Source organism: Pseudomonas sp. 10C3 (genome assembly GCF_036346185.1).
Lineage (GTDB): Bacteria > Pseudomonadota > Gammaproteobacteria > Pseudomonadales > Pseudomonadaceae > Aquipseudomonas.
Genome location: NZ_JASJVE010000008.1, coordinates 94,129 through 113,371 on the forward strand (window position 1 = coordinate 94,129; position 19,243 = coordinate 113,371).

Genomic DNA, 19,243 nt, shown 5'->3' on the forward strand with positions numbered 1-19,243 from the left:
CGATTTCAGCAATTCCCGAGAGTGGCAGTGGCCAAACCGGGAAAGTCTGTAATCAGGCTATCTACGCCGAAGTCGGCGAGCCTGCGCATCAGCGCGGGTTCGTTGACGGTCCAAACAGATACGTGCAATCCCTGACGCTGGGCTTTCTGCAAGCGCTCGGGGGTGCACAGTGTCCAGTTCAACGCCAGAATCTTGCAGTCATAACTTTGCGCGACCTTCAGTGGGTCGAGCCAGGCGTATTCAGCCACCAGTCCGCGTGACAGGTCGGGTGTCAGGTCCAGCGCTGCGCGCAATACTTCCCGCGAACTCGACGTAACGGTGACCTTGTCCAGCAAGCCGTGACGCTGGGCCAACTCCCGAATTGCCAGCACGGTGGTCGCAGCGCGTGTGCGTGATGCGCTTTTGACTTCCAGTTGCCAATGATCGAAGGCGCATTGCTCGAACAATTCCTCCAGGCGTGGGATCGGGCAGGGATGAATCCAGCCGGGGCCGCCTTTGCGCGCATCAAAAGTCACCAAGTCAGCAGCGTCTTGCTCAATGACTTTGCCGCGCCGATCCGTGGTGCGTTTTAGCGTCGGGTCATGGATTACCATCAATTCGCCATCACGGGACAGGTGCAGATCCAACTCGCAGCGGCGAACGCCGTGCTTGAGGCATTCCTGGAAGCTGGTCAGGGTGTTTTCCGGTGCTTCGCCTTTAGCGCCGCGGTGGCCGTAAATAAGGGTCACGTTTACTCCTTGTGGGTTTTTGCGCTGCTTATTGCCTAAGCGTCTTCGTTACCTGGGTTCGGATGTTTTCACGGGATAGCCGAATTTGTCAGGTATCAAGTCTCTGAGCCATTGTTTTGCTCTCGCGCCAGGCGGCGTTGCTGGGATTGTCGTTGCAAAATATAACGGGCGAGCAGCTGTCGCTGGGCATCCGGCAGGTCCTCGAACTCAGTGCCGATTTCGAAATTTCCGATTTCGCGAGCGTCGCAGTGCGTGACCTTGGCGTTCATCATCAAGCCCAGTGCTTGTGGCATCAGCACCATCTTGATGGACAGTTTTGTGCCTGTGGGAATCGGCAGTGGATGATGAAACAGCACGCCGCCTTCGGAGAGAATCACCAGCTGTGGCTCGCCGATCTTGCCCAGGACGGTGTGTGCCACGACTTGGCCGAGCAAATCGATACGCTTGTTCAGGGCCTTTAGATAACTGCCTAGCGCGCGGTCGTGATCGCCTAACTGGCGTAGCAGATGTTGAGACTCGAACTCGCTGATGTGCAGCTCGCTGAGCAGGTTGAACAGCGTGGACGTGTCCTGCGCTGGCGCCTGATGGGGCGCGTGAGTGTCGGACAAGTGGTTAATTTCCAGTGCGATCGTGTCCTCGATACGGTAGTATTCGCGGCGATCTTCTTCATTTAATGTCGACATGGCGAACCCATGGTAGCGGCGGTGTTCTGAGTGTAAAGCTGCTCGCTGAGCCCCGCCACAAGGACGTTCCCTTTCCTCCGAACAAGCCCCGACATGTTCAGACCTCTTTTTGTATTTATTGGCACGCGTTATACCCGTGCAAAACGCCGCAATCACTTTGTCTCCTTCATTTCCCTGACGTCGATGATCGGCCTCGCCCTTGGCGTCGTCGTGATGATCGTCGTGTTATCGGTCATGAATGGTTTCGATCATGAGATGCGCACCCGTGTGCTGGGCATGGTGCCCCACGCGACCATCGAGTCCGATCAGCCGATCAGTGACTGGCAAAGCCTGGGCGACAAGGTCAAGGCGAACCCCAAGGTTGTCGCGGTTGCGCCGTTTACCCAGATGCAGGGTTTGCTGACCAGCAACGGTCAGGTGCAGAAGGTGCTGCTCAACGCGATTGATCCGGCGCAGGAGCGCAAGGTTTCGATCATCGATAACTTCATGCTGAAGGGGCGTCTGGATGATCTGGCACCCGGTAGCTTTGGGATCGTTATCGGCGACAAGGCCGCCACGAAACTGGGTGTAGGCCTCGGTGACAAACTGACCTTCGTCGCTCCGGAAGTGACGGTCACCCCCGCCGGAATATTTCCGCGGATGAAGCGCTTTACCGTCGTCGGCATCTTTCACGTCGGCGCTGGCGAGCTGGACGGCTACCTCGGCCTGACCAATCTTACCGATCTGGCGCGTCTGCATCGCTGGAAACCGGATCAGGTGCAAGGGCTGCGTCTGAAGTTCGACGACCTGTTCGAGGCGCCCCGGGTGTCATGGGAAATCGCGCAGACGTTGGGTGATCATAATTTCTATGCCCGTGACTGGACCCGGACCCAAGGCAATCTGTATCAGGCGATCCGTATGGAAAAAGCCATGATCGGCTTGCTGTTGTTACTGATCGTTGCGGTCGCTGCCTTCAATATCATTTCCACGTTGGTGATGGTGGTCAACGACAAGAAGGGCGATATCGCGATCCTGCGGACCCTGGGCGCTACACCTGGGCAGATCATGGCTATCTTTATGGTGCAGGGCACTGTCATCGGTGTGGTCGGGACGCTGATCGGTGCCGTGGTGGGGATTTTCGCCGCGCTCAACGTCAGCGCTGCGATCTCCGCGCTGGAAGGTTTGCTCGGGCACAAGTTTCTCAATGCGGACGTCTACTTCATCGACTACCTGCCGTCGCAATTGATGGCCGAAGACGTACTGCTGGTCTGCGGTGCTGCATTGATTCTGAGTTTTCTCGCCACCCTGTATCCAGCCTGGCGTGCTGCGCGCACCCAGCCTGCGGAGGCGCTACGTTATGAGTGAGTCGGGCATGAGTGATAAAGCAGTACTGAGTTGCCGCAATCTGGGCAAATCCTACGAGGAAGGCCCAGAATCGGTGGTGGTCCTTTCGGGCTTGCAACTGGAGTTGCACCCCGGCGAGCGCGTCGCCATTGTCGGCAGTTCGGGTTCCGGTAAAAGTACCTTGCTCAATCTGCTTGGCGGTCTGGATACGCCTTCGCAAGGCAGCGTGTGGCTGGCGGGTGAAGAATTGTCGGCGTTGGGCGAAAAAGCCCGGGGTCTGTTGCGTAACCGGGCGCTGGGGTTTGTGTATCAATTCCACCATCTGTTGCCTGAGTTCACCGCTCTGGAGAACGTCTGCATGCCGCTGTTGATCGGCCGGACGGCGATCCCGGAAGCCCGTCAGCGTGCCACCGAGTTGCTGCAGCGGGTAGGGCTGGGGCATCGCCTGGCGCATAAGCCATCGGAATTGTCTGGCGGCGAGCGTCAGCGCGTGGCGATTGCCCGGGCGCTGGTCAACCGGCCGGGACTGGTGATGCTCGACGAACCTACCGGTAACCTCGATCATCACACGGCGCAGGGCATTCAGGATTTGATGCTGGAGCTCAGTACCTCATCGCAAACGGCGTTTCTGGTCGTGACCCACGACATGGCTCTGGCCCGGCAGATGGATCGGGTGTTGCGTCTAGAAGATGGTCATTTGGTCGCTGATTGATTCAATCAACCCGGCGCCGGTTGTCACAGCGTCGGGGTTTTCATTTTTTCTACGGTGCTCCGCGAATGTTCAGACCGTTATCAATTTTTATTGGCGCGCGCTATACCCGCGCCAAGCGCCGTAATCACTTTATTTCGTTTATTTCGATGACCTCGATGATTGGCCTCGCGCTGGGCGTGTTGGCGATGATCGTGGTGCTGTCGGTGATGAATGGTTTTCAGCGTGAAATGAGTTCGCGGATTCTGGGCATGGTGCCCCACGCCGTTATCGCTGGCGTAACGCCGCTTGACGACTGGAAGCCCGCAGCCGCTGCGGCGATGAAGAACCCCGAGGTGACCGCTGCCGTTCCGTTCACTGAAATGGAGGGCATGTTCTCCTATAAGGGTTCGATGCAGCCGATCCAGATCAGCGGCGTTGACCCCGCGCTGGAGCACAAGGTTTCGATTGTTGCTCAGCACATCACTCAAGGGCGCCTGGAAGACCTCAAGGCTGGCGAATTCGGTGTGGTGGTCGGTGAGATCACCGCTCGACGTTTTCGCCTGAACGTCGGCGACAAGCTGACCCTGATCGTCCCGGAAGCCAGTAACGCGCCCGGCGGCATTACCCCGCGCCTGCAGCGGCTGACGGTGGTCGGCGTGTTCAAGGTGGGTGCCGAACTGGACGGTTCCATGGCTCTGATCAACGTCGCCGACGCTGCGCAAATGCAGCGCTGGCAGCCTGATCAAGTGCAAGGCGTACGTCTGGCGCTGAAGGATCTGTACACCGCGCCGCAAGTCTCGGCTGCCATTGTTGCCGGCCTCGGTGCTGATTACCGCGCCGATGACTGGACTCACACTCAGGGCAGCCTGTTCAGTGCGATGAAAATGGAAAAAACCATGATCGGCCTGCTGCTGTTGATGATTGTCGCGGTGGCGGCGTTCAACATCATTGCCACCTTGATCATGGTGGTTAACGACAAAGGTGCTGACATCGCCATCTTGCGCACCATTGGTGCCACGCCAGGGCAGATCATGATGATTTTCATGGTTCAAGGCACAGTCATCGGGATCGTCGGTACCCTTATCGGCGGCGTTCTCGGTGTGATCGCGGCGTTCAATGTCAGCGAGATGGTGGGTTGGCTGGAGCGCGTCACGGGGCAGCACATCTTCAGTTCCGATGTGTACTTCGTCAACAATCTGCCATCCCAGCTGCAGTGGGCAGACGTTGCGCTGATCTGCAGCGCCGGGTTTATCCTGAGTTTTCTCGCGACGCTCTACCCAGCCTGGCGTGCGGCACAGATTCAGCCGGCGTATGCGCTGCGTTACGAGTGATTGCTGTGCAGTGATTCACGCTTGAACTCAAGCCGGCAACTCAATCACAAAGCGCGTCCAGTCGTCCGCCGATTCGCAGCGAATCTGTCCGCCGTGGGCGCGGATGATTGACTGAGTGATCGCCAGCCCCAATCCCGCGTGCTCACTGCTGCCTTCGCTGCGTGCAGGGTCCGCACGAAAAAACCGATCGAACACATGGGGTAACGCTCGTGCCGGAATAGTTGCGCCGTTGTTTTCGATGCTTAGTTGCACCCCTTGATCCGAGTGGGATATGCGCATTGCGACCTGTCCGCCCGCCGGGGTGAAGCGCAGCGCGTTGTCCAGTAGGTTGGAGATAGCGCGGCGCAGCATGTTGCGATCACCGGCCAGTGTGGCGTTGCCTTCGCGTGACAGCCGCACCTGTGCGTCCTCGGCCAAGGGTGCGAAGAACTCCAGCACTGCGTCCGCTTCGTCTTCCAGTTGCAGGGTTTCCCGCATCGGGTTGAGCAAACCGTGTTCGGCCTTGGCCAGATACAGCATGTCGTTGATCATCTGCGCCATCCATTGCAGCTCCTCAAGATTACCGAGCAAGGCTTCGCGATAATCTTCGGTCGAGCGCGGGCGGGTTAGGGTGACTTGGGTGTGGGTCAGCAGGTTGGACAGCGGTGTGCGCAGCTCATGGGCGATGTCCGCAGAGAATGCCGAGAGCCGCTGAAAGGCGTCGTCGAGGCGCCCAAGCATGGCGTTGAAGGCGTGCGTCAGTTCCGCCAGTTCAGCGGGCATTTCCGTCTGCGGCAGCCGTGTGGTCAGCGAACTGGCTGAGACGCTGGCGGCGATTTCGCTCATCTGTCTGAGTGGGCGCAGGCCACTGCGTGCTGCCCATGCGCCCAGCAGTGCGGTGGCCAGAGCGGAAAAACCGACCGTGAGCCAGATCAAGTGCTGCATGCGCTGAAGAAAGTGTTGGTGATGAGTCACGTCCAGCAACAGCGTCAGCTGCGGTGAATTAACGGCCTCTGGCTCCAGCAAGGCGTGATACGTTCGATACTCAGTCTCTGCGCTGTGCAAGGTGTGCAGGCCGTGCGGAACGGACAATGTTGCCGGGAGCGTCGGCAGGCTGTCGAACCAGATGCCTCCGTCACTGCCGCTGATACGCAGCGCCAAGTCAGGCTGACGGCCGAGTTCGCTTTGCAGCGCCGCTTGTCGACCGATGAGATCGGTTTGGCTTGCAACACCCTTCAATACCGAGCGAAATGTCTGCAACTTGCTGTCGAGTGATTGTTGGTCCAGCTCGATGAAGTGTGCTTCGCTGGCTCGATTGAACAGTACGCCCGCGGTCAACGAAACCACGGCAGTGCAGGCTGCGAACAGCAGTGCCAAACGACTGCTGAGGGACAGGCGAGCCATCACAGGGGGCGCTCTTCAAGGACATAGCCCATGCCGCGCACGGTATGGATCAGTTTGTTTGGGTAATCATCATCGACCTTCAAGCGCAAGCGGCGGATGGCGACTTCGATCACGTTGGTGTCGCTGTCGAAATTCATGTCCCAGACCTGTGATGCGATCAGCGATTTAGGTAGCACTTCACCCTGGCGCCGCAACAGCAGTTCCAGCAGCGAAAACTCCTTGGCCGTCAGGTCGATGCGGTGTCCATTGCGCTCGACACGTCGACGCAGCAGGTCAAGGCGCAAATCCGCCAGTTGCAGATGGGTTTCCTGCGCGACGCTGCTGCCACGACGAAGCAGGCTGCGGACCCGGGCGAGCAGTTCAGAGAAGGCGAAGGGTTTGACCAGGTAATCATCTGCACCCAGCTCAAGGCCTCGAACCCGATCCTCCACTGCATCACGGGCTGTGAGAAATAGCACAGGCGTCTCCAGTCCGGCGCTGCGCACGGCCTGGAGTATCTGCCAGCCGTCGCGGCCGGGCAGCATCACATCCAGGATCAGCAGCGCGTAGTCGCCGCTCAACGCCAAGTGCTGTCCCGTGGTGCCATCGGCCACCAGTTCGGTGATGAAACCGGCCTCGTTCAGGCCTTGGCGCAGGTAATGGCCGGTTTTCGGTTGATCTTCGACGATTAGTAATTTCATGGGCGACTCGTGGCGACCGCGGAGGAGCTTATGCAGCGGTACTTTATAACGCGAATGGCAGATCCAAGGCCGAAGCTGACAAAGTTGTAATCTCCCGGTCAGCTAACTGCCAGCGCTGCCTCTCTACAGTAGGGTGATTGATTGTCGCTTATTTGGAGAAGTCTATGGTTTCGCTTGTTCGTATTGCCGTGGTCGCGGGGCTGCTGGGGTTGAGCCTGCCGCTAATGGCTTCGTCTGCCCATACACTGAACTTCGGTCACGCTGCTCCGGCGGCTCAGGCTACTCGCACGGTCGAGTTGACCTTGGGCGATATGTTTTTCCAGGACAAGGCTATTCAGGTCAAAGCGGGTGAGACGGTGCGCTTCGTCCTCGTCAACAAGGGGCAGTTGCTGCACGAGTTCAACCTTGGCGACGCGGCCATGCACGCGGAACATCAGAAGGAAATGCTCGCGATGCAGCAAGGCGGCATGCTCTCGCCGACGGGTATGAGTCATGAGGCAATGAGCCATGAGGCAATGGATCACGGCAGTATGGGTCATGACAGCATGATGCAAGGTGCAATGAATAATGATAAACCCATGAAACACGACGCCCCCAACAGCGTGCTGGTTGAGCCGGGCAAAACCGCCGAATTGACCTGGACCTTCAGCAAGGCCAGCAACCTGGAATTTGCCTGCAACATTCCCGGGCATTATCAGGCGGGTATGGTCGGCAAGATCAACGTCGTCGACTAGGCGCTGAAAGCTGCGGGCAAACCCTATAAACTTGCGGGGATTATTTAGCCAGGTCCCCGCCATGCATCCCGCAGCCGAACATTCGCCGCTGGGCAAGTCCAGTGAATACATTGCTACCTACACGCCGTCCCTGCTGTTCCCGATCCCGCGCGCGGCGAAATGGGCCGAGCTTGGGCTCACAGCTGAAACGCTGCCCTATCAAGGTGTCGACTTCTGGAACTGTTTCGAGTTGTCCTGGTTGCTGCCGTCGGGCAAGCCGGTGGTAGCTATTGGTGAATTCACCATCCCGGCAGACTCGCCGAATATTATTGAGTCTAAATCTTTCAAGCTCTACCTTAACTCGCTGAACCAGACCGAGTTCCCGGATCGCGCCAGCCTGGTCTCGACGTTGCAGGCGGATCTGTCTGCCGCCGCTGGCAAGCCGGTGGGCGTACGCATTCGCAGCCTGAGTGACGTTGAAGCAGAGGGTGTCGCGGCATTGCCGGGCGTTTGCATCGATGAGCTGGACGTGAGCATCAACAGCTATGAAACGCCGCGCCCAGAGCTGCTGCGTTGCGATGAATCGCGGGTGATCGAAGAAAGCCTGCACAGCCATCTGCTCAAGTCTAATTGTCCGGTCACTAGCCAACCTGACTGGGGTAGCGTTGCTGTGGAATATCGCGGTTCCGCTCTGGATCACGCCAGTTTGTTGGCCTATATCGTCAGCTTTCGTCAGCACTCCGATTTTCACGAGCAATGCGTCGAGCGGATTTTTCTCGATCTGCAACGCTTGCTCAAGCCAGAGAAGTTAACGGTCTACGCACGTTACGTGCGACGCGGCGGGTTGGACATCAACCCTTATCGCAGTACCGAGGCGATCAGTCTGGAAAACCGCAGGCTGGCACGTCAGTAAACGAAAAAACCCGTCTAAATCAGACGGGTTTTTGTGGTGCGTAACCGATGTGTTTCGCGGGTGGGCTTAAATCCCGATATTACCCAAGGTCTGAACAATGCTACGCAATGTTCCGGCAATGGCTGGATGTTCCAGCTCAAAGCGTTCGACGGCAAGATTGACGTTGTCAGCCAAGCTCGAATCCTGAGTCACGGTTTCCAGTTGCAGCTCCAGTTCGATCTTCTGCATCAGATCATGCAGGTGCTCGCGTTCCGATTCGGACAGCGGCGGGTTCTGCTCCAGTTGCTCGCGCAGGGTATTGAGTTGTTCTTGCAGTTCGCGGGCAGGCATAGCGTGCTCCCTTTATGGATAGTCTCTGGCATGGACCTTAGCGCTGAGCTAAAGGTCCTTGATAAGTATAAGACTAATCCACTCCGAAGCTGCATGCATGATCTTGATCAACGGGTCGCGATCAGGGTTTCTCACCCTTGGTGCGGCGCAAGCTGATATCGGCGAGGCAGGAAGCGAGTTCCCCAAGGTGATCGATCACTGAATGCACACCAAGGCCATACAGTTGTAGGGTCGCTTGGCCGCGTCGGTATTCGCGTTCAGTACTGTTCAGCGCTCGCCATTCACTAGGCGACAATCCGCAGAGGGGGCCGCAAGATGCCAGGCCGACGGTCCAGAGTCCGGCATTGAGCCCGGACTGCAGCAGGCGTGGTTCACCGCTGACGAGCACGCAGCCATCGAGTTGTTTCACCTTCAAGGCCATTAACGCCTGCCAGCAGGCATCGGGTGCGGGCCAGGCTGCGCAGGAGGGAGTGGCATGATCGGCCGGTTGAACCCATTCCAGCAGTGGCGCCGCCAAGCGCTGGCTGACCGTGGAGGGGAGATCATCCAGCCATACGCAAGGTACGCCTTGTCGGCTTAGAGTTTGCAGAATATCCAGAGCGCCCGGTGTGACGCGGGCCTGCTCGCTCATCTCGAATTGAATATCCTGCGGCTGTGCGTCGAGTGCGTTTCGGGCCGACACCGCTCGGGCGCGAGCACCAAAGTCGACCAGGCAGCCACTGAGGCCAAAGAGCAGGGCAGTGAAGGTCGGCGAAGGAGAGGGGGCTGGTGTGGCGCGTGGCGCAGGCATGGTGACGTCCCTGAAGTATCCTCACACGCTACGGGTGATAGATGACAGTCGCATGACGACTTAGTCACGAGGGTGGGCCGTTGATTTTGTGCTTTGTCAGCCTCTGGATCCACTAAGCTGCCTAAATAGTCGTGGAAGGCTTTATACTGCGCGTCTTGAGTTGCAGGGCGTAGCGCCCGTCCCATTACTGTCTCTAGGAGTGTCTGCTATGCCCGTGACTGGTGCAGGCTTTATCGATCGTCTGGCTCAATTGTGTATTTGTGCCGGTGTTGCGCTGGTTCCCATGGTTGCTCAGGCCGCTGATGAAGACCCTTGGGAAGGCGTCAACCGAGTCATTTTCCGCTTCAATGACACGCTCGATACCTATGCGCTGAAGCCATTGGCGCAGGGTTATCAGTACATCACGCCGCAGTTCCTTGAAGACGGCATCCACAACATGTTCAATAACATCGGTGACGTTCGCAACTTCGCCAATGATGTATTGCAGGCCAAGCCGTACGCTGCGGGCGTCGACACAACGCGTCTGCTCTTGAATACCACGCTTGGTGTGGCCGGCTTCTTCGACGTCGGTACCAAAATGGGTTTGCAGCGTAACGATGAAGACTTTGGTCAGACCTTGGGTTATTGGGGTTTGCCGAGCGGCCCATATGTGGTGCTGCCGTTGCTCGGTCCTAGCAACGTGCGCGATGGCCTCGCCCTGTACCCTGATACTTACGATGCACCGTACCATTACATGAATGACATACCGGCCCGTAACACCACGTGGGGTGTGGATATTATTGACACCCGTGCGAGCCTGCTGTCAGCTGAGAAGTTGATCCGCGGCGACAAATACACGTTCATCCGTAACGCCTACTTGCAAAACCGTGAGTTCAAGGTGAAAGACGGCAAGGTCAAAGACGATTTCTAGTCTTCCGGCCAGTAAAAAAGGCGACCTTCTGGTCGCCTTTTTTGTTTGATTTTCCCTTCGAAAAAAATCGATTCAATTCATTGAGAGAATAGTCAGGCCTAGCTTCTGACCCCCTTCTTCTTGATCGGTTAGCCACACGACTTCGGTATCTGCTTCCAGCCCCTTGAGCGCCGTATGGTCGGAATCGATCCGCACACTCAGCTTGTCTCCGACCTTGAACACGCGAGGCGTCTCCACTTGCATGCCCGAGCTTGACAGGTCCACGCAGACTGCTGGAATGATCTGGCCGGCGTACAACAGGGTCACGTCGGCATCCACACGCATGCGGATGTAATCTCTCTTTTCCGCGTAGTTCCGATCATTTTGGCTCATGACATGTCCTTCGATTTCGTTGCTGATTTACCTGTTCTTATAACTCCGGGTGATTTGCGATGTAAAGACATCCAGTGACCATCGGCGTGAGCTTGAAACGCCCGGCGTATGGGAGTACCGTCTGCGCCTTGAAGGGCACCTTTGAACAGCGCTGCGCACGACCAAAAGTCTGTCGTTACTGTTCAGAGAGGCTAGAAGCGAATCCAGTACGCGAGTCCGGTAAAAACCGAGCCGCCTACGCCAACCTACTCTGGCGCCGTTTGCCCACATGCAGAAAACCAGTGCCACGCTGCTGATAATCGATGACGACGAAGTAGTGCGAGCTAGCATCGCCGCCTATTTGGAAGACAGTGGTTTCAGCGTCCTGCAAGCGAGCAATGGCTTGCAGGGTCTTCAGGTCTTTGAGCAAAAAAAGCCCGACCTTGTGATCTGCGACCTGCGTATGCCTCAGGTGGGCGGCCTCGAGCTGATCCGTCAGGTAACTACCCTCTCGCCTGAAACGCCAGTGATAGTCGTATCCGGGGCAGGAGTCATGAGCGACGCCGTCGAGGCCTTGCGCCTGGGTGCTGCCGATTACTTGGTCAAGCCTCTAGAAGATCTAGCGGTGCTTGAGCACTCAGTGCGTCGAGCCCTGGATCGTGCGCGGCTGCTTCTGGAAAACCAGCGCTATCGTCAGAAGCTCGAAACGGCCAACCGCGAACTCGAAGCCAGCCTGCATTTGCTCCAGGAAGACCAGAACGCCGGTCGACAGGTGCAGATGAACATGTTGCCGGTCAATCCATGGGCGGTCGATCAGTTCCAGTTCGCTCACGAGATCATCCCGTCGCTATACCTGTCGGGCGACTTCGTGGATTACTTTCGGGTCGACGAGCGCCGCGTGGCGTTTTACCTCGCCGACGTGTCCGGGCATGGTGCTTCTTCAGCCTTTGTCACGGTGCTGCTGAAGTTCATGACCACGCGCCTGTTGTTCGAATTCAAACGTAGCGGTACATTGCCGGAGTTCAAACCTTCGGAGGTGCTGGGTCATATCAACCGTGGACTGATCAACTGCAACCTGGGCAAGCATGTGACCATGGTGGGTGGTGTGATCGACGAAGAAACCGGGAAATTGACCTACAGCATCGGTGGCCATTTACCGCTACCGATCTTGTACACGCCCACGGATGTCCATTATCTGGAAGGCCGTGGCCTGCCGGTCGGGCTGTTCAATGAGGCGACCTATCAGGATCACGTACTGGACTTGCCTGAGACCTTCAGCCTGACTTTACTCTCCGATGGGATTTTGGACCTTTTGCCCGGTGATACACTCAAAGAGAAAGAGGCCATTTTACCTCAGCTGGTAAAAAAGGCCGGCGGCAGCCTGGATGGTCTGCGTCAAGTTTTTGGATTGGCCACGCTAGGAGAGATGCCGGATGATATCGCCTTGTTGGTGTTGAGCAGGAACCTTTAATGAGTACCGGTAGAATCCAGTTCGCTGAGCAAGCAGGCACTTTTGTCCTCAAGTTTGTTGGCGAAGTGCGCCTTACGCTCTGTTCGGCTTTGGATGCAACTATTGAACGTATCTTCACTGCGCGGAATTTTTCGGCAATCGTCATCGATTTGACCGAAACCCGTAGCATTGACAGCACGACGCTCGGCTTGCTGGCCAAGTTGTCCATCTTGTCGCGCCAAAAAGTGGGGTTATTGCCGACGGTCGTCACCACCCACGAAGACATCACTCGACTGTTGCAGTCGATGGGCTTTGATCAAGTGTTCAACATAGTAGATCGGCCGATCCCATGTCCTGAGTGCCTGACCGACTTACCGTCGCAGGATCAGTCCGAAGAAGTAGTGAAGGCCAAAGTGCTGGAAGCGCACAAGATACTGATGGGCTTGAACGACTCTAATCGCGAAGCGTTTCACGACTTGGTCAATGCGCTAGAGCGGCACTGATAGCGGCACTGTTGCGCGGGAATTAAAAAGGGCGGACCTGTGAAGGTGCCGCCCTTTGATGTATTCAGGCCTTGGCGGCGAGTAATGCTTCGAGTTTTTCCTGATCCCGTGCGAACTGACGAATGCCTTCTGCCAGTTTTTCGGTGGCCATCGCATCTTCGTTCGAGGCCCAGCGGAACTGGTTCTCGCTCAAGCTCTGACGTTTCTCACCGGCATTGCCCGGTGCCAGTTTTCGCTCCAGCTTACCGTTGTCATTCGACAGCTGCTCCAGCAAGTCCGGGCTGATGGTCAGACGATCACACCCGGCCAGTAGCTCGATCTGGCTGAGGTTGCGGAAGCTCGCGCCCATGACCACGGTCTTGTAGTCATTGGACTTGTAGTAGTTGTAGATCCGGGTGACCGATTGCACGCCTGGGTCTTCAGCGCCAAAAAAATCACGACCAGCCGATTTTTTGTACCAGTCGTAAATCCGCCCTACGAACGGCGAAATCAAGAACACGCCAGCCTCGGCGCAGGCAATTGCTTGAGCAAACGAGAACAGCAGCGTGAGGTTGGTCTGAATGCCATCGCGTTCGAGCTTCTCGGCGGCACGAATGCCTTCCCAGGTCGACGCCAGTTTGATCAGTATCCGGTCGCGGCCAATGCCGGCATCATCGTAAAGGCCAACCAGACGCTCGGCGCGATTGATCATGGCATCAGTGTCGAATGACAACCGGGAGTCCACTTCAGTGGAAACGCGGCCAGGTACCACGTTGAGAATTTTTTGCCCGATCGCGACGGCAAACCGGTCGCAAGCGAGTCCAATATCGTTTTTGCTACCGCTAAACGCATCGGCGAGCAGTTCGGCGTTGTTCGAACTGGACGCGGCCTTGAGCAGCAGGGAAGGGTTGGTCGTCGCATCCACCGGCTTGAGGCGGGCGATGGCATCAAAATCGCCAGTATCAGCGACCACAGTAGTCATTTGCTTGAGTTGATCCAGCTTGGAAGTCATGAGCGTGCTCTGTCCTGTGCGGTTAGAAGACATTACCCGAGCGCTGCCAGCCACTCAAGGGCGCATCCTTATCGGCACTCCAAGAGGCGGATAAGCGATCCAGAATCCTTTGAACCCGATCCGTACCGGTTGTTCCCCAAGCGACGCGGTAACTACCGACCTTCGAGTAGCTGCGCCGCCTGATCCAGCAACGCCAGCGGGTCTTTCGCCTTATGGATATCGACCGACAGCAATTGCCGAAACCGCCGAGCTCCCGGAAAACCCGTACCCAGCCCCAGCACATGCCGAGTGATGTGATGCATCGAACCGCCGTTGGCAATATGAGCCGCTATATAAGGCCGTAACGTCGCCAGCGACTCCGCCCGGGAAATCACCGGCGCGGTACTGCCAAATAGCTGCTGATCGACCTCGGCCAACACATAAGGGTTGTGATAAGCCTCACGCCCCAACATCACGCCATCGAACACCTGCAAATGTTCACGGCATTGCTCGAGCGTCTTGATCCCTCCGTTGAGAATGATTTCCAGGTCAGGAAAATCCGCCTTCAACTGCGCAGCTATGTCATAGCGCAGCGGCGGAATATCGCGGTTCTCCTTAGGCGACAACCCCTCAAGAATCGCAATCCGCGCATGCACGGTAAAACTCGTGCAACCCGCCTCACTCACCTGTCCGACAAAGTCACACAACTGCGCGTAACTGTCCCGACCATTGATCCCTATCCGATGCTTCACCGTCACCGGTATCGACACTGCATCCAGCATCGCCTTGACACAATCCGCCACCAACCCCGGATGCGCCATCAACACCGCGCCAATCAAATTGTTCTGCACCCGATCACTCGGACAGCCCACATTCAGATTGACCTCGTCATAGCCTACGGCTTCAGCCATACGCGCGCAGGCTGCCAAGTCGGCAGGAACGCTCCCGCCCAGTTGAAGAGCCAGTGGGTGCTCTGCTTCATCGTGCTGCAGGAAACGAGCGTGATCCCCATTGAGAAGCGCGCCGGTCGTGACCATTTCCGTGTAGAGCAGCGCGTTTTTCGACAACAGCCGCAGGAAAAAGCGGCAATGGTGATCGGTCCAATCCATCATCGGCGCAACACTGAAGCGGCGGGAGAAGGATTGGGGTGGTGCCGTGGCGAGATTTAGGGGCATTGGGTATCTAGGTGGGTGAGGCGGGAGATGAAAGTTTATCAGGAATGGCGTCGGAAGGTGGGTAGGCAGATCCGTGCAGCCGGGTAGCTATCTATACAAACGGGCCCACTGCATTTAAACAATCAATCCAACCCGAAAATTTCGTAGGCATCAAGGTTTAGGGCTGGCCAACGGAATACCGGCAGCGCTCAGTCTCTTGAGTATTTCAAAGAGGAGGTCACTCTTGGTCGCGCTAACAATTCTAGGGCTACAGACATAACCGGTGATGGTTAGCGTGATGCCATCAGGTGTCAGTTTGCTGAATCTTACCCTGGCGCTACACATAACTCGGTTATTTCCTTGCTCAGTCAAACGTACTGTTTATAGCGCTGTCGGTCATGGGCCATTGATTCAGATCAGCTTAAAAGCGAATTTGAAAAACTATAGGCGCCTCTATCTCACACCCGTGCTCGCCCTGGAATTTGGCTACTGACCGAGTCTGCCTAGTGTGTCGCGTATGGGCTCAAGTGATACACCGATCAAACCATCGAGCGGCCTGTTCAGTTCCTCGACCAGAAGAATCGCCGCGGAGGTTGATAGTGCGCACATCATTAGCACGGCCAAAATGGTGCCGTTACGAGGCGCGAACAAGCCAAAGGTGCCGAAGATAATGCACAGCCACGACACCAGAATCGCAAGCATCGTAAGCGGGATCGAGCCATTTGCCTGAAGGAGTGCCAGCCAGCGGGTAGCAAACACTTCATCCATAACCAGCAAGGCACGTGCCTTGAGCGCGCTCTGAGCATCATTGCCAGGGGAAAGGGCTTCCACCTTGCGCTGCAGCTCTTCAGACCGGTTTATTGCCTCGGGGCTGTCGAGCTTTGCGATCTGTGTCGCATCGCGTGATGCAAGCACTTGCATGACGCCTGCGTAGTTATGCTTGAGCAGGCTGCGGATTTCTTGGGTGTCCGGCCCATATCGGGACAACACTCGGTCGAATTGAACGACCTTGGCCGCCGTTCCCACGAGCTCGGCGCTGGTCGTATCGAAAGTGCCTTTGGCTGACGAGACAAGAAGACCAAGCACCAGGGCGGCCATTGTCGCGATCAGGCCTGTGGCGAGTTTCACTACGCTGATGGATTCATCGCTCAGGTGTTGAGAGGGCAGCCGCCCGCGTAGATACGAACCCAGCAGCGCGCTACCGAACAGACAGATGAAAACGACTGCCGCGATCACCAGATGATTCAAGTTCAACCTCCGTTGTCGTTGTCTTCAGGCTGTTTGGTAGATTCATGATAGTAGACGGCCTGGCTGTTAAGGCGTCGGATAGCGTTTGAATATTCAGCCACCGACAGCCCCGACAGCCACAGCTCAGCGATACCGCCAGCGCTAGAGCGGGGTGCTATTCTCGGTTTTTCGGGGTGAAGGTCGAATTTCTTCTGCTGCTCGGGTGTCTGTCTTGTCAGTGTTGGCTTTTCGCGGCGCGCGAGCCTTATCGAAGCCTCTTTTTTGGAGAATTGCTCAATGAAAGCTATCAAGATCACGCTGCCTGCGTCACTGAAAAACCTTCAACTGGTCGAGCTGCCCGATCCTGGAAAACCCGCTGCCGGGCAGATTCGTGTGCGCATTCATGCGTGCTCATTGAATTTTCACGATTACGCGGTAGTGACCGGCATGATGCCGACCGCCGATGGGCGTATCCCTATGGCCGATGGCGCGGGTGTGGTGGAAGCAGTGGGTGAGGGTGTCAGTGAGTTCAAGGTCGGCGACCATGTCGTCTCGTGTTTTTTTCCGCACTGGGAAACCGGCGGTGCCGTGATCGCTGACTTCAGCACGACACCCGGCGATGGCGTGGATGGTTATGCCCGCGAGGTAGTGGTCAAGCCAAGTCACTGGTTCACGCTGGCGCCTGCGGGTTACAGCCATGTGCAAGCCGCCACATTGACCACGGCAGGGCTTACCGCCTGGCGGGCACTTGTCGTCGATGGCGGGCTCAAAGCGGGTGACAGTGTGTTGGTGTTGGGGACCGGAGGCGTGTCGATTTTCGCCTTGCAAATAGCTAAGGCGATGGGCGCGACAGTGATTGCCACCTCGTCATCGGACGCCAAGCTGGCCAAGGTTCGAGAGCTGGGTGCAGACCACACGATCAACTACCGCCAACAGCCCGAGTGGGGCAACGAAGTGCTCAAACTGACCGGCGGCCGAGGAGTTGACCACGTCATCGAAGTCGGCGGTCCGGGCACGCTGCCTCAATCAATAATCGCGTGCCGTATCGGTGGGCATATCGCCCTGATCGGCGTCCTTACAGGATGGGAAGGTCCGGTGCCGACGGCGGCATTGATGGCCAAACAACAACGTCTGCAGGGGTTGATCGTGGGTAGCCGGCAGAACCAGCGGGACATGGTGCGCGGGCTTGAAGCGACGGGCATCAAACCGGTGATCGACAGTACCTTCGTGCTGACTGATATCGGTAGGGCCTTTGCCCATGAAGCGTCGGGTGCTCACCTGGGGAAAATCTGTCTCGCGTTCTAAGTACCGCTGATCTGACGCGAAAATTCGGGAGAGCCACCCTGGCAGGTGGTCTTTTCGGATATACATATTGAGATATATCAATATGCAGATTATAGTGGCCGCTGTCATTAATCAGTACCCGTGATCCACAAGGATTCTACGTTGAAACACTCGACTCTATTCAGCAGCACCGAACTCGGCCCCTATACCCTGAAAAACCGGGTGGTCCTGCCACCATTGACCCGCTCTCGTAGCTCGCAGCCAGGCAATGTACCGAATGACCTCATGGCGACCTACTATTCCCAGCGCAGTGGTGCGGGCTTCATGGTCACTGAAGGTACCCAGATTGAACCAAGAGGGCAGGGTTACGCCTGGACACCGGGTATCCACACTGCAGAGCAAATCGAGGGCTGGCGCAAGGTGACAACCAAAGTGCACGCCGATGGCGGAGTCATCTTCGCCCAACTCTGGCATGTCGGCAGGGTCTCGCATGTTTCGCTACAACCTGATGGTGGCGCGCCGGTAGCGCCCTCGGCAATTGCCGCACAAGGGGTCAGCGTATTCATCGAAACAGGACCGGGCACGGGTGAGTTAAGCGCGCCGTCCCAGCCACGAGCGCTGACACGCGAAGAGATTGCAGAGCTGGTTTCGTTCTATGCGCAAGCTGCACAGAACGCGATGGATGCGGGCTTTGATGGCGTTGAGATCCACAGCGCCAATGGCTATCTGATCAACCAGTTCATCTCTCGGCACAGCAACCAGCGTGAGGATGAATACGGCGGCAGCCTGGACAACCGCTTGCGCTTTCTCAGGGAAGTGACCCAGGCTGTAGCTGATCGCGTGGGCAAAGATCGTGTGGGGGTGCGTTTCTCGCCCCTGTTTCAAAGCACCGACGAAGCGCGCGTCTACCTCGGGCTGGTTGAAGACGACCCTCATGCAACCTACGTCGCAGCGATCAAGGTACTGGAGGACATCGGTATCGCCTACTTGTCGCTGGCCGAGGCTGACTGGGACGACGCACCGCAGCTGCCGGAGAGTTTTCGTCACGCTGCTCGCGCTGCGTTCAGTGGGCGCATCATCTACGCAGGCAAATACACGGCAGTGCGCGGTGAGAAAGCCATTGGCGAGGGCTGGAGTGATCTGATCGCATTCGGACGCCCCTTCATCGCCAACCCGGATTTGCCGCAACGCATCGCCAACGGCTGGCCACTGAATCTGGCTGATCCCGCCAGTCTTTATGGCGGCACTGCGATGGGGTATACCGACTATCCTTTCCACGGCATCTAAGCATCGGATGCGCCACGAGGGGCGGCGCGCTGTATTTTCGGCGTAGATATCGTAATATCTCGAAAAGCAGATGCGAATGACCTATGAGTATTGATATCAGCGAAGCCCTGAAGGCCTTGGACAACCCCACTCGGTTGTCCATTCTTGCGTGGCTCAAAGAGCCCCGTAAAAATTTCCCCGAGCAAGAGGTCAATGCCGATGAGGTTGGCGTTTGCGTGAGCATTATTCAGGCGCGGGCCAACTTGTCGCAATCAACGGTTTCGCTTTACCTCGCCGCGTTGCAAAGGGCTCAACTGGTAACGTCGCAGCGCATTGGCCCGTGGACTTATTACAAGCGCCACGAGCAGAACATCGAACAATTCCAGCAAGCACTTAAATCGCTTATTTGAGTGTGCTCTTGGGCCGTTGATATTACCTGTAATTGGCCCTGGAGCGTTCAGCGAACACTGTGGAGCTCCGCGCATCGCTTCAATGGATTCGACCTTGATTCGCCGCGACGGTGGCAACATGCTATTGCGCACTTCCTTCATTGAGGCCTGGTC

21 protein-coding genes are annotated in these 19,243 nt (G+C 57.0%); 11 read left to right on the forward strand and 10 right to left on the reverse strand.

Annotation, left to right across the window (positions count from 1 at the left end):
• Positions 1-5: 5 nt before the first annotated feature.
• Together QN399_RS09500 and QN399_RS09505 are read right to left on the reverse strand one after the other, a co-directional pair.
• Positions 6-728 (reverse strand): glycerophosphodiester phosphodiesterase, encoded by a 723-nt coding sequence (locus tag QN399_RS09500; protein WP_322178591.1) that lies wholly within the window; start codon positions 726-728, stop codon positions 6-8.
• 95 nt (positions 729-823) lie between these two features.
• Positions 824-1,411 (reverse strand): PilZ domain-containing protein, encoded by a 588-nt coding sequence (locus tag QN399_RS09505; protein WP_322178592.1) that lies wholly within the window; start codon positions 1,409-1,411, stop codon positions 824-826.
• Positions 1,412-1,504: 93 nt separating this feature from the next.
• Between QN399_RS09505 and QN399_RS09510 the strand changes: the two genes are divergently transcribed.
• The 3 genes from QN399_RS09510 to QN399_RS09520 all read left to right on the forward strand — a co-directional run bounded on the left by QN399_RS09510 (position 1,505) and on the right by QN399_RS09520 (position 4,756).
• Positions 1,505-2,755, forward strand: coding sequence for a lipoprotein-releasing ABC transporter permease subunit (locus tag QN399_RS09510; RefSeq protein WP_219063169.1), 1,251 nt, complete (start codon positions 1,505-1,507; stop codon positions 2,753-2,755).
• A gap of 7 nt (positions 2,756-2,762) precedes the next feature.
• On the forward strand, positions 2,763-3,446 hold the full coding sequence (gene lolD, locus QN399_RS09515) for a lipoprotein-releasing ABC transporter ATP-binding protein LolD (protein ID WP_219063168.1): 684 nt from the start codon (positions 2,763-2,765) through the stop codon (positions 3,444-3,446).
• Between the two features lie 65 nt (positions 3,447-3,511).
• Positions 3,512-4,756 (forward strand): lipoprotein-releasing ABC transporter permease subunit, encoded by a 1,245-nt coding sequence (locus tag QN399_RS09520; protein ID WP_322178593.1) that lies wholly within the window; start codon positions 3,512-3,514, stop codon positions 4,754-4,756.
• A gap of 27 nt (positions 4,757-4,783) precedes the next feature.
• On the opposite strand, the gene QN399_RS09525 is transcribed toward QN399_RS09520, so the two are convergent.
• Together QN399_RS09525 and QN399_RS09530 are read right to left on the reverse strand one after the other, a co-directional pair.
• Positions 4,784-6,139, reverse strand: a complete 1,356-nt coding sequence (locus QN399_RS09525; protein WP_322178594.1) for a heavy metal sensor histidine kinase — start codon at positions 6,137-6,139, stop codon at positions 4,784-4,786.
• Positions 6,139-6,819 (reverse strand): heavy metal response regulator transcription factor, encoded by a 681-nt coding sequence (locus QN399_RS09530; protein WP_322178595.1) that lies wholly within the window; start codon positions 6,817-6,819, stop codon positions 6,139-6,141. The genes QN399_RS09525 and QN399_RS09530 overlap by 1 nt, the downstream gene beginning before the upstream one ends.
• 164 nt (positions 6,820-6,983) lie before the next feature.
• On the opposite strand from QN399_RS09530, the gene QN399_RS09535 reads away from it, so the two are divergent.
• Together QN399_RS09535 and queF are read left to right on the forward strand one after the other, a co-directional pair.
• Positions 6,984-7,553, forward strand: coding sequence for a plastocyanin/azurin family copper-binding protein (locus QN399_RS09535; RefSeq protein WP_322178596.1), 570 nt, complete (start codon positions 6,984-6,986; stop codon positions 7,551-7,553).
• 61 nt (positions 7,554-7,614) lie between these two features.
• Positions 7,615-8,445 carry an NADPH-dependent 7-cyano-7-deazaguanine reductase QueF gene (gene queF, locus QN399_RS09540; protein WP_322178597.1) on the forward strand — a complete coding sequence of 277 codons (831 nt, stop codon included), beginning with the start codon at positions 7,615-7,617 and terminating at the stop codon, positions 8,443-8,445.
• Positions 8,446-8,511: 66 nt separating this feature from the next.
• Here the strand turns inward: queF and QN399_RS09545 are convergent, their stop codons facing one another.
• On the reverse strand, positions 8,512-8,775 hold the full coding sequence (locus QN399_RS09545; protein WP_322178598.1) for a DUF4404 family protein: 264 nt from the start codon (positions 8,773-8,775) through the stop codon (positions 8,512-8,514).
• A 121-nt stretch (positions 8,776-8,896) separates the two neighbouring features.
• Positions 8,897-9,565, reverse strand: coding sequence for an HAD family phosphatase (locus QN399_RS09550; RefSeq protein WP_322178599.1), 669 nt, complete (start codon positions 9,563-9,565; stop codon positions 8,897-8,899).
• 208 nt (positions 9,566-9,773) lie between these two features.
• Here QN399_RS09550 and QN399_RS09555 point away from each other — a divergent pair, with 208 nt between their 5' ends.
• A complete protein-coding gene (locus QN399_RS09555) occupies positions 9,774-10,475 on the forward strand; it encodes a VacJ family lipoprotein (protein ID WP_322178600.1) in 702 nt (233 codons plus the stop codon).
• A gap of 72 nt (positions 10,476-10,547) precedes the next feature.
• Here the strand turns inward: QN399_RS09555 and QN399_RS09560 are convergent, their stop codons facing one another.
• Complete coding sequence (locus QN399_RS09560; RefSeq protein ID WP_322178601.1) at positions 10,548-10,847, reverse strand: PilZ domain-containing protein; 300 nt, start codon at positions 10,845-10,847, stop codon at positions 10,548-10,550.
• 268 nt (positions 10,848-11,115) lie between these two features.
• On the opposite strand from QN399_RS09560, the gene rssB reads away from it, so the two are divergent.
• A complete protein-coding gene (gene rssB / locus QN399_RS09565) occupies positions 11,116-12,297 on the forward strand; it encodes a two-component system response regulator RssB (protein ID WP_322178602.1) in 1,182 nt (393 codons plus the stop codon).
• Positions 12,297-12,779, forward strand: coding sequence for an anti-sigma factor antagonist RssC (gene rssC, locus QN399_RS09570; RefSeq protein WP_219063157.1), 483 nt, complete (start codon positions 12,297-12,299; stop codon positions 12,777-12,779). Before rssB ends, rssC begins: the two co-directional genes overlap by 1 nt.
• A 64-nt stretch (positions 12,780-12,843) precedes the next feature.
• Here the strand turns inward: rssC and tal are convergent, their stop codons facing one another.
• The 3 genes from tal to QN399_RS09585 form a co-directional block, all read right to left on the reverse strand.
• The gene (tal, locus tag QN399_RS09575; RefSeq protein WP_322178603.1) at positions 12,844-13,770 is read right to left on the reverse strand and encodes a transaldolase; all 927 of its coding nucleotides are present in this window, start codon (positions 13,768-13,770) and stop codon (positions 12,844-12,846) included.
• Positions 13,771-13,922: 152 nt separating this feature from the next.
• Positions 13,923-14,924, reverse strand: a complete 1,002-nt coding sequence (gene dusA, locus QN399_RS09580; RefSeq protein ID WP_322178604.1) for a tRNA dihydrouridine(20/20a) synthase DusA — start codon at positions 14,922-14,924, stop codon at positions 13,923-13,925.
• A gap of 465 nt (positions 14,925-15,389) precedes the next feature.
• A complete protein-coding gene (locus QN399_RS09585) occupies positions 15,390-16,151 on the reverse strand; it encodes a hypothetical protein (protein WP_322216978.1) in 762 nt (253 codons plus the stop codon).
• Positions 16,152-16,427: 276 nt separating this feature from the next.
• Here QN399_RS09585 and QN399_RS09590 point away from each other — a divergent pair, with 276 nt between their 5' ends.
• The 3 genes from QN399_RS09590 (at position 16,428) to QN399_RS09600 (ending at position 19,090) form a co-directional block, all read left to right on the forward strand.
• Entirely contained in the window at positions 16,428-17,435 is a 1,008-nt protein-coding gene (locus QN399_RS09590; RefSeq protein ID WP_322178606.1) for an NAD(P)-dependent alcohol dehydrogenase, read from the forward strand.
• A 141-nt stretch (positions 17,436-17,576) separates the two neighbouring features.
• The gene (locus tag QN399_RS09595; RefSeq protein ID WP_330200873.1) at positions 17,577-18,701 is read left to right on the forward strand and encodes an alkene reductase; all 1,125 of its coding nucleotides are present in this window, start codon (positions 17,577-17,579) and stop codon (positions 18,699-18,701) included.
• A gap of 83 nt (positions 18,702-18,784) precedes the next feature.
• Positions 18,785-19,090, forward strand: a complete 306-nt coding sequence (locus QN399_RS09600) for a helix-turn-helix transcriptional regulator (RefSeq protein ID WP_330200874.1) — start codon at positions 18,785-18,787, stop codon at positions 19,088-19,090.
• The last annotated feature ends 153 nt before the right edge of the window (positions 19,091-19,243 follow it).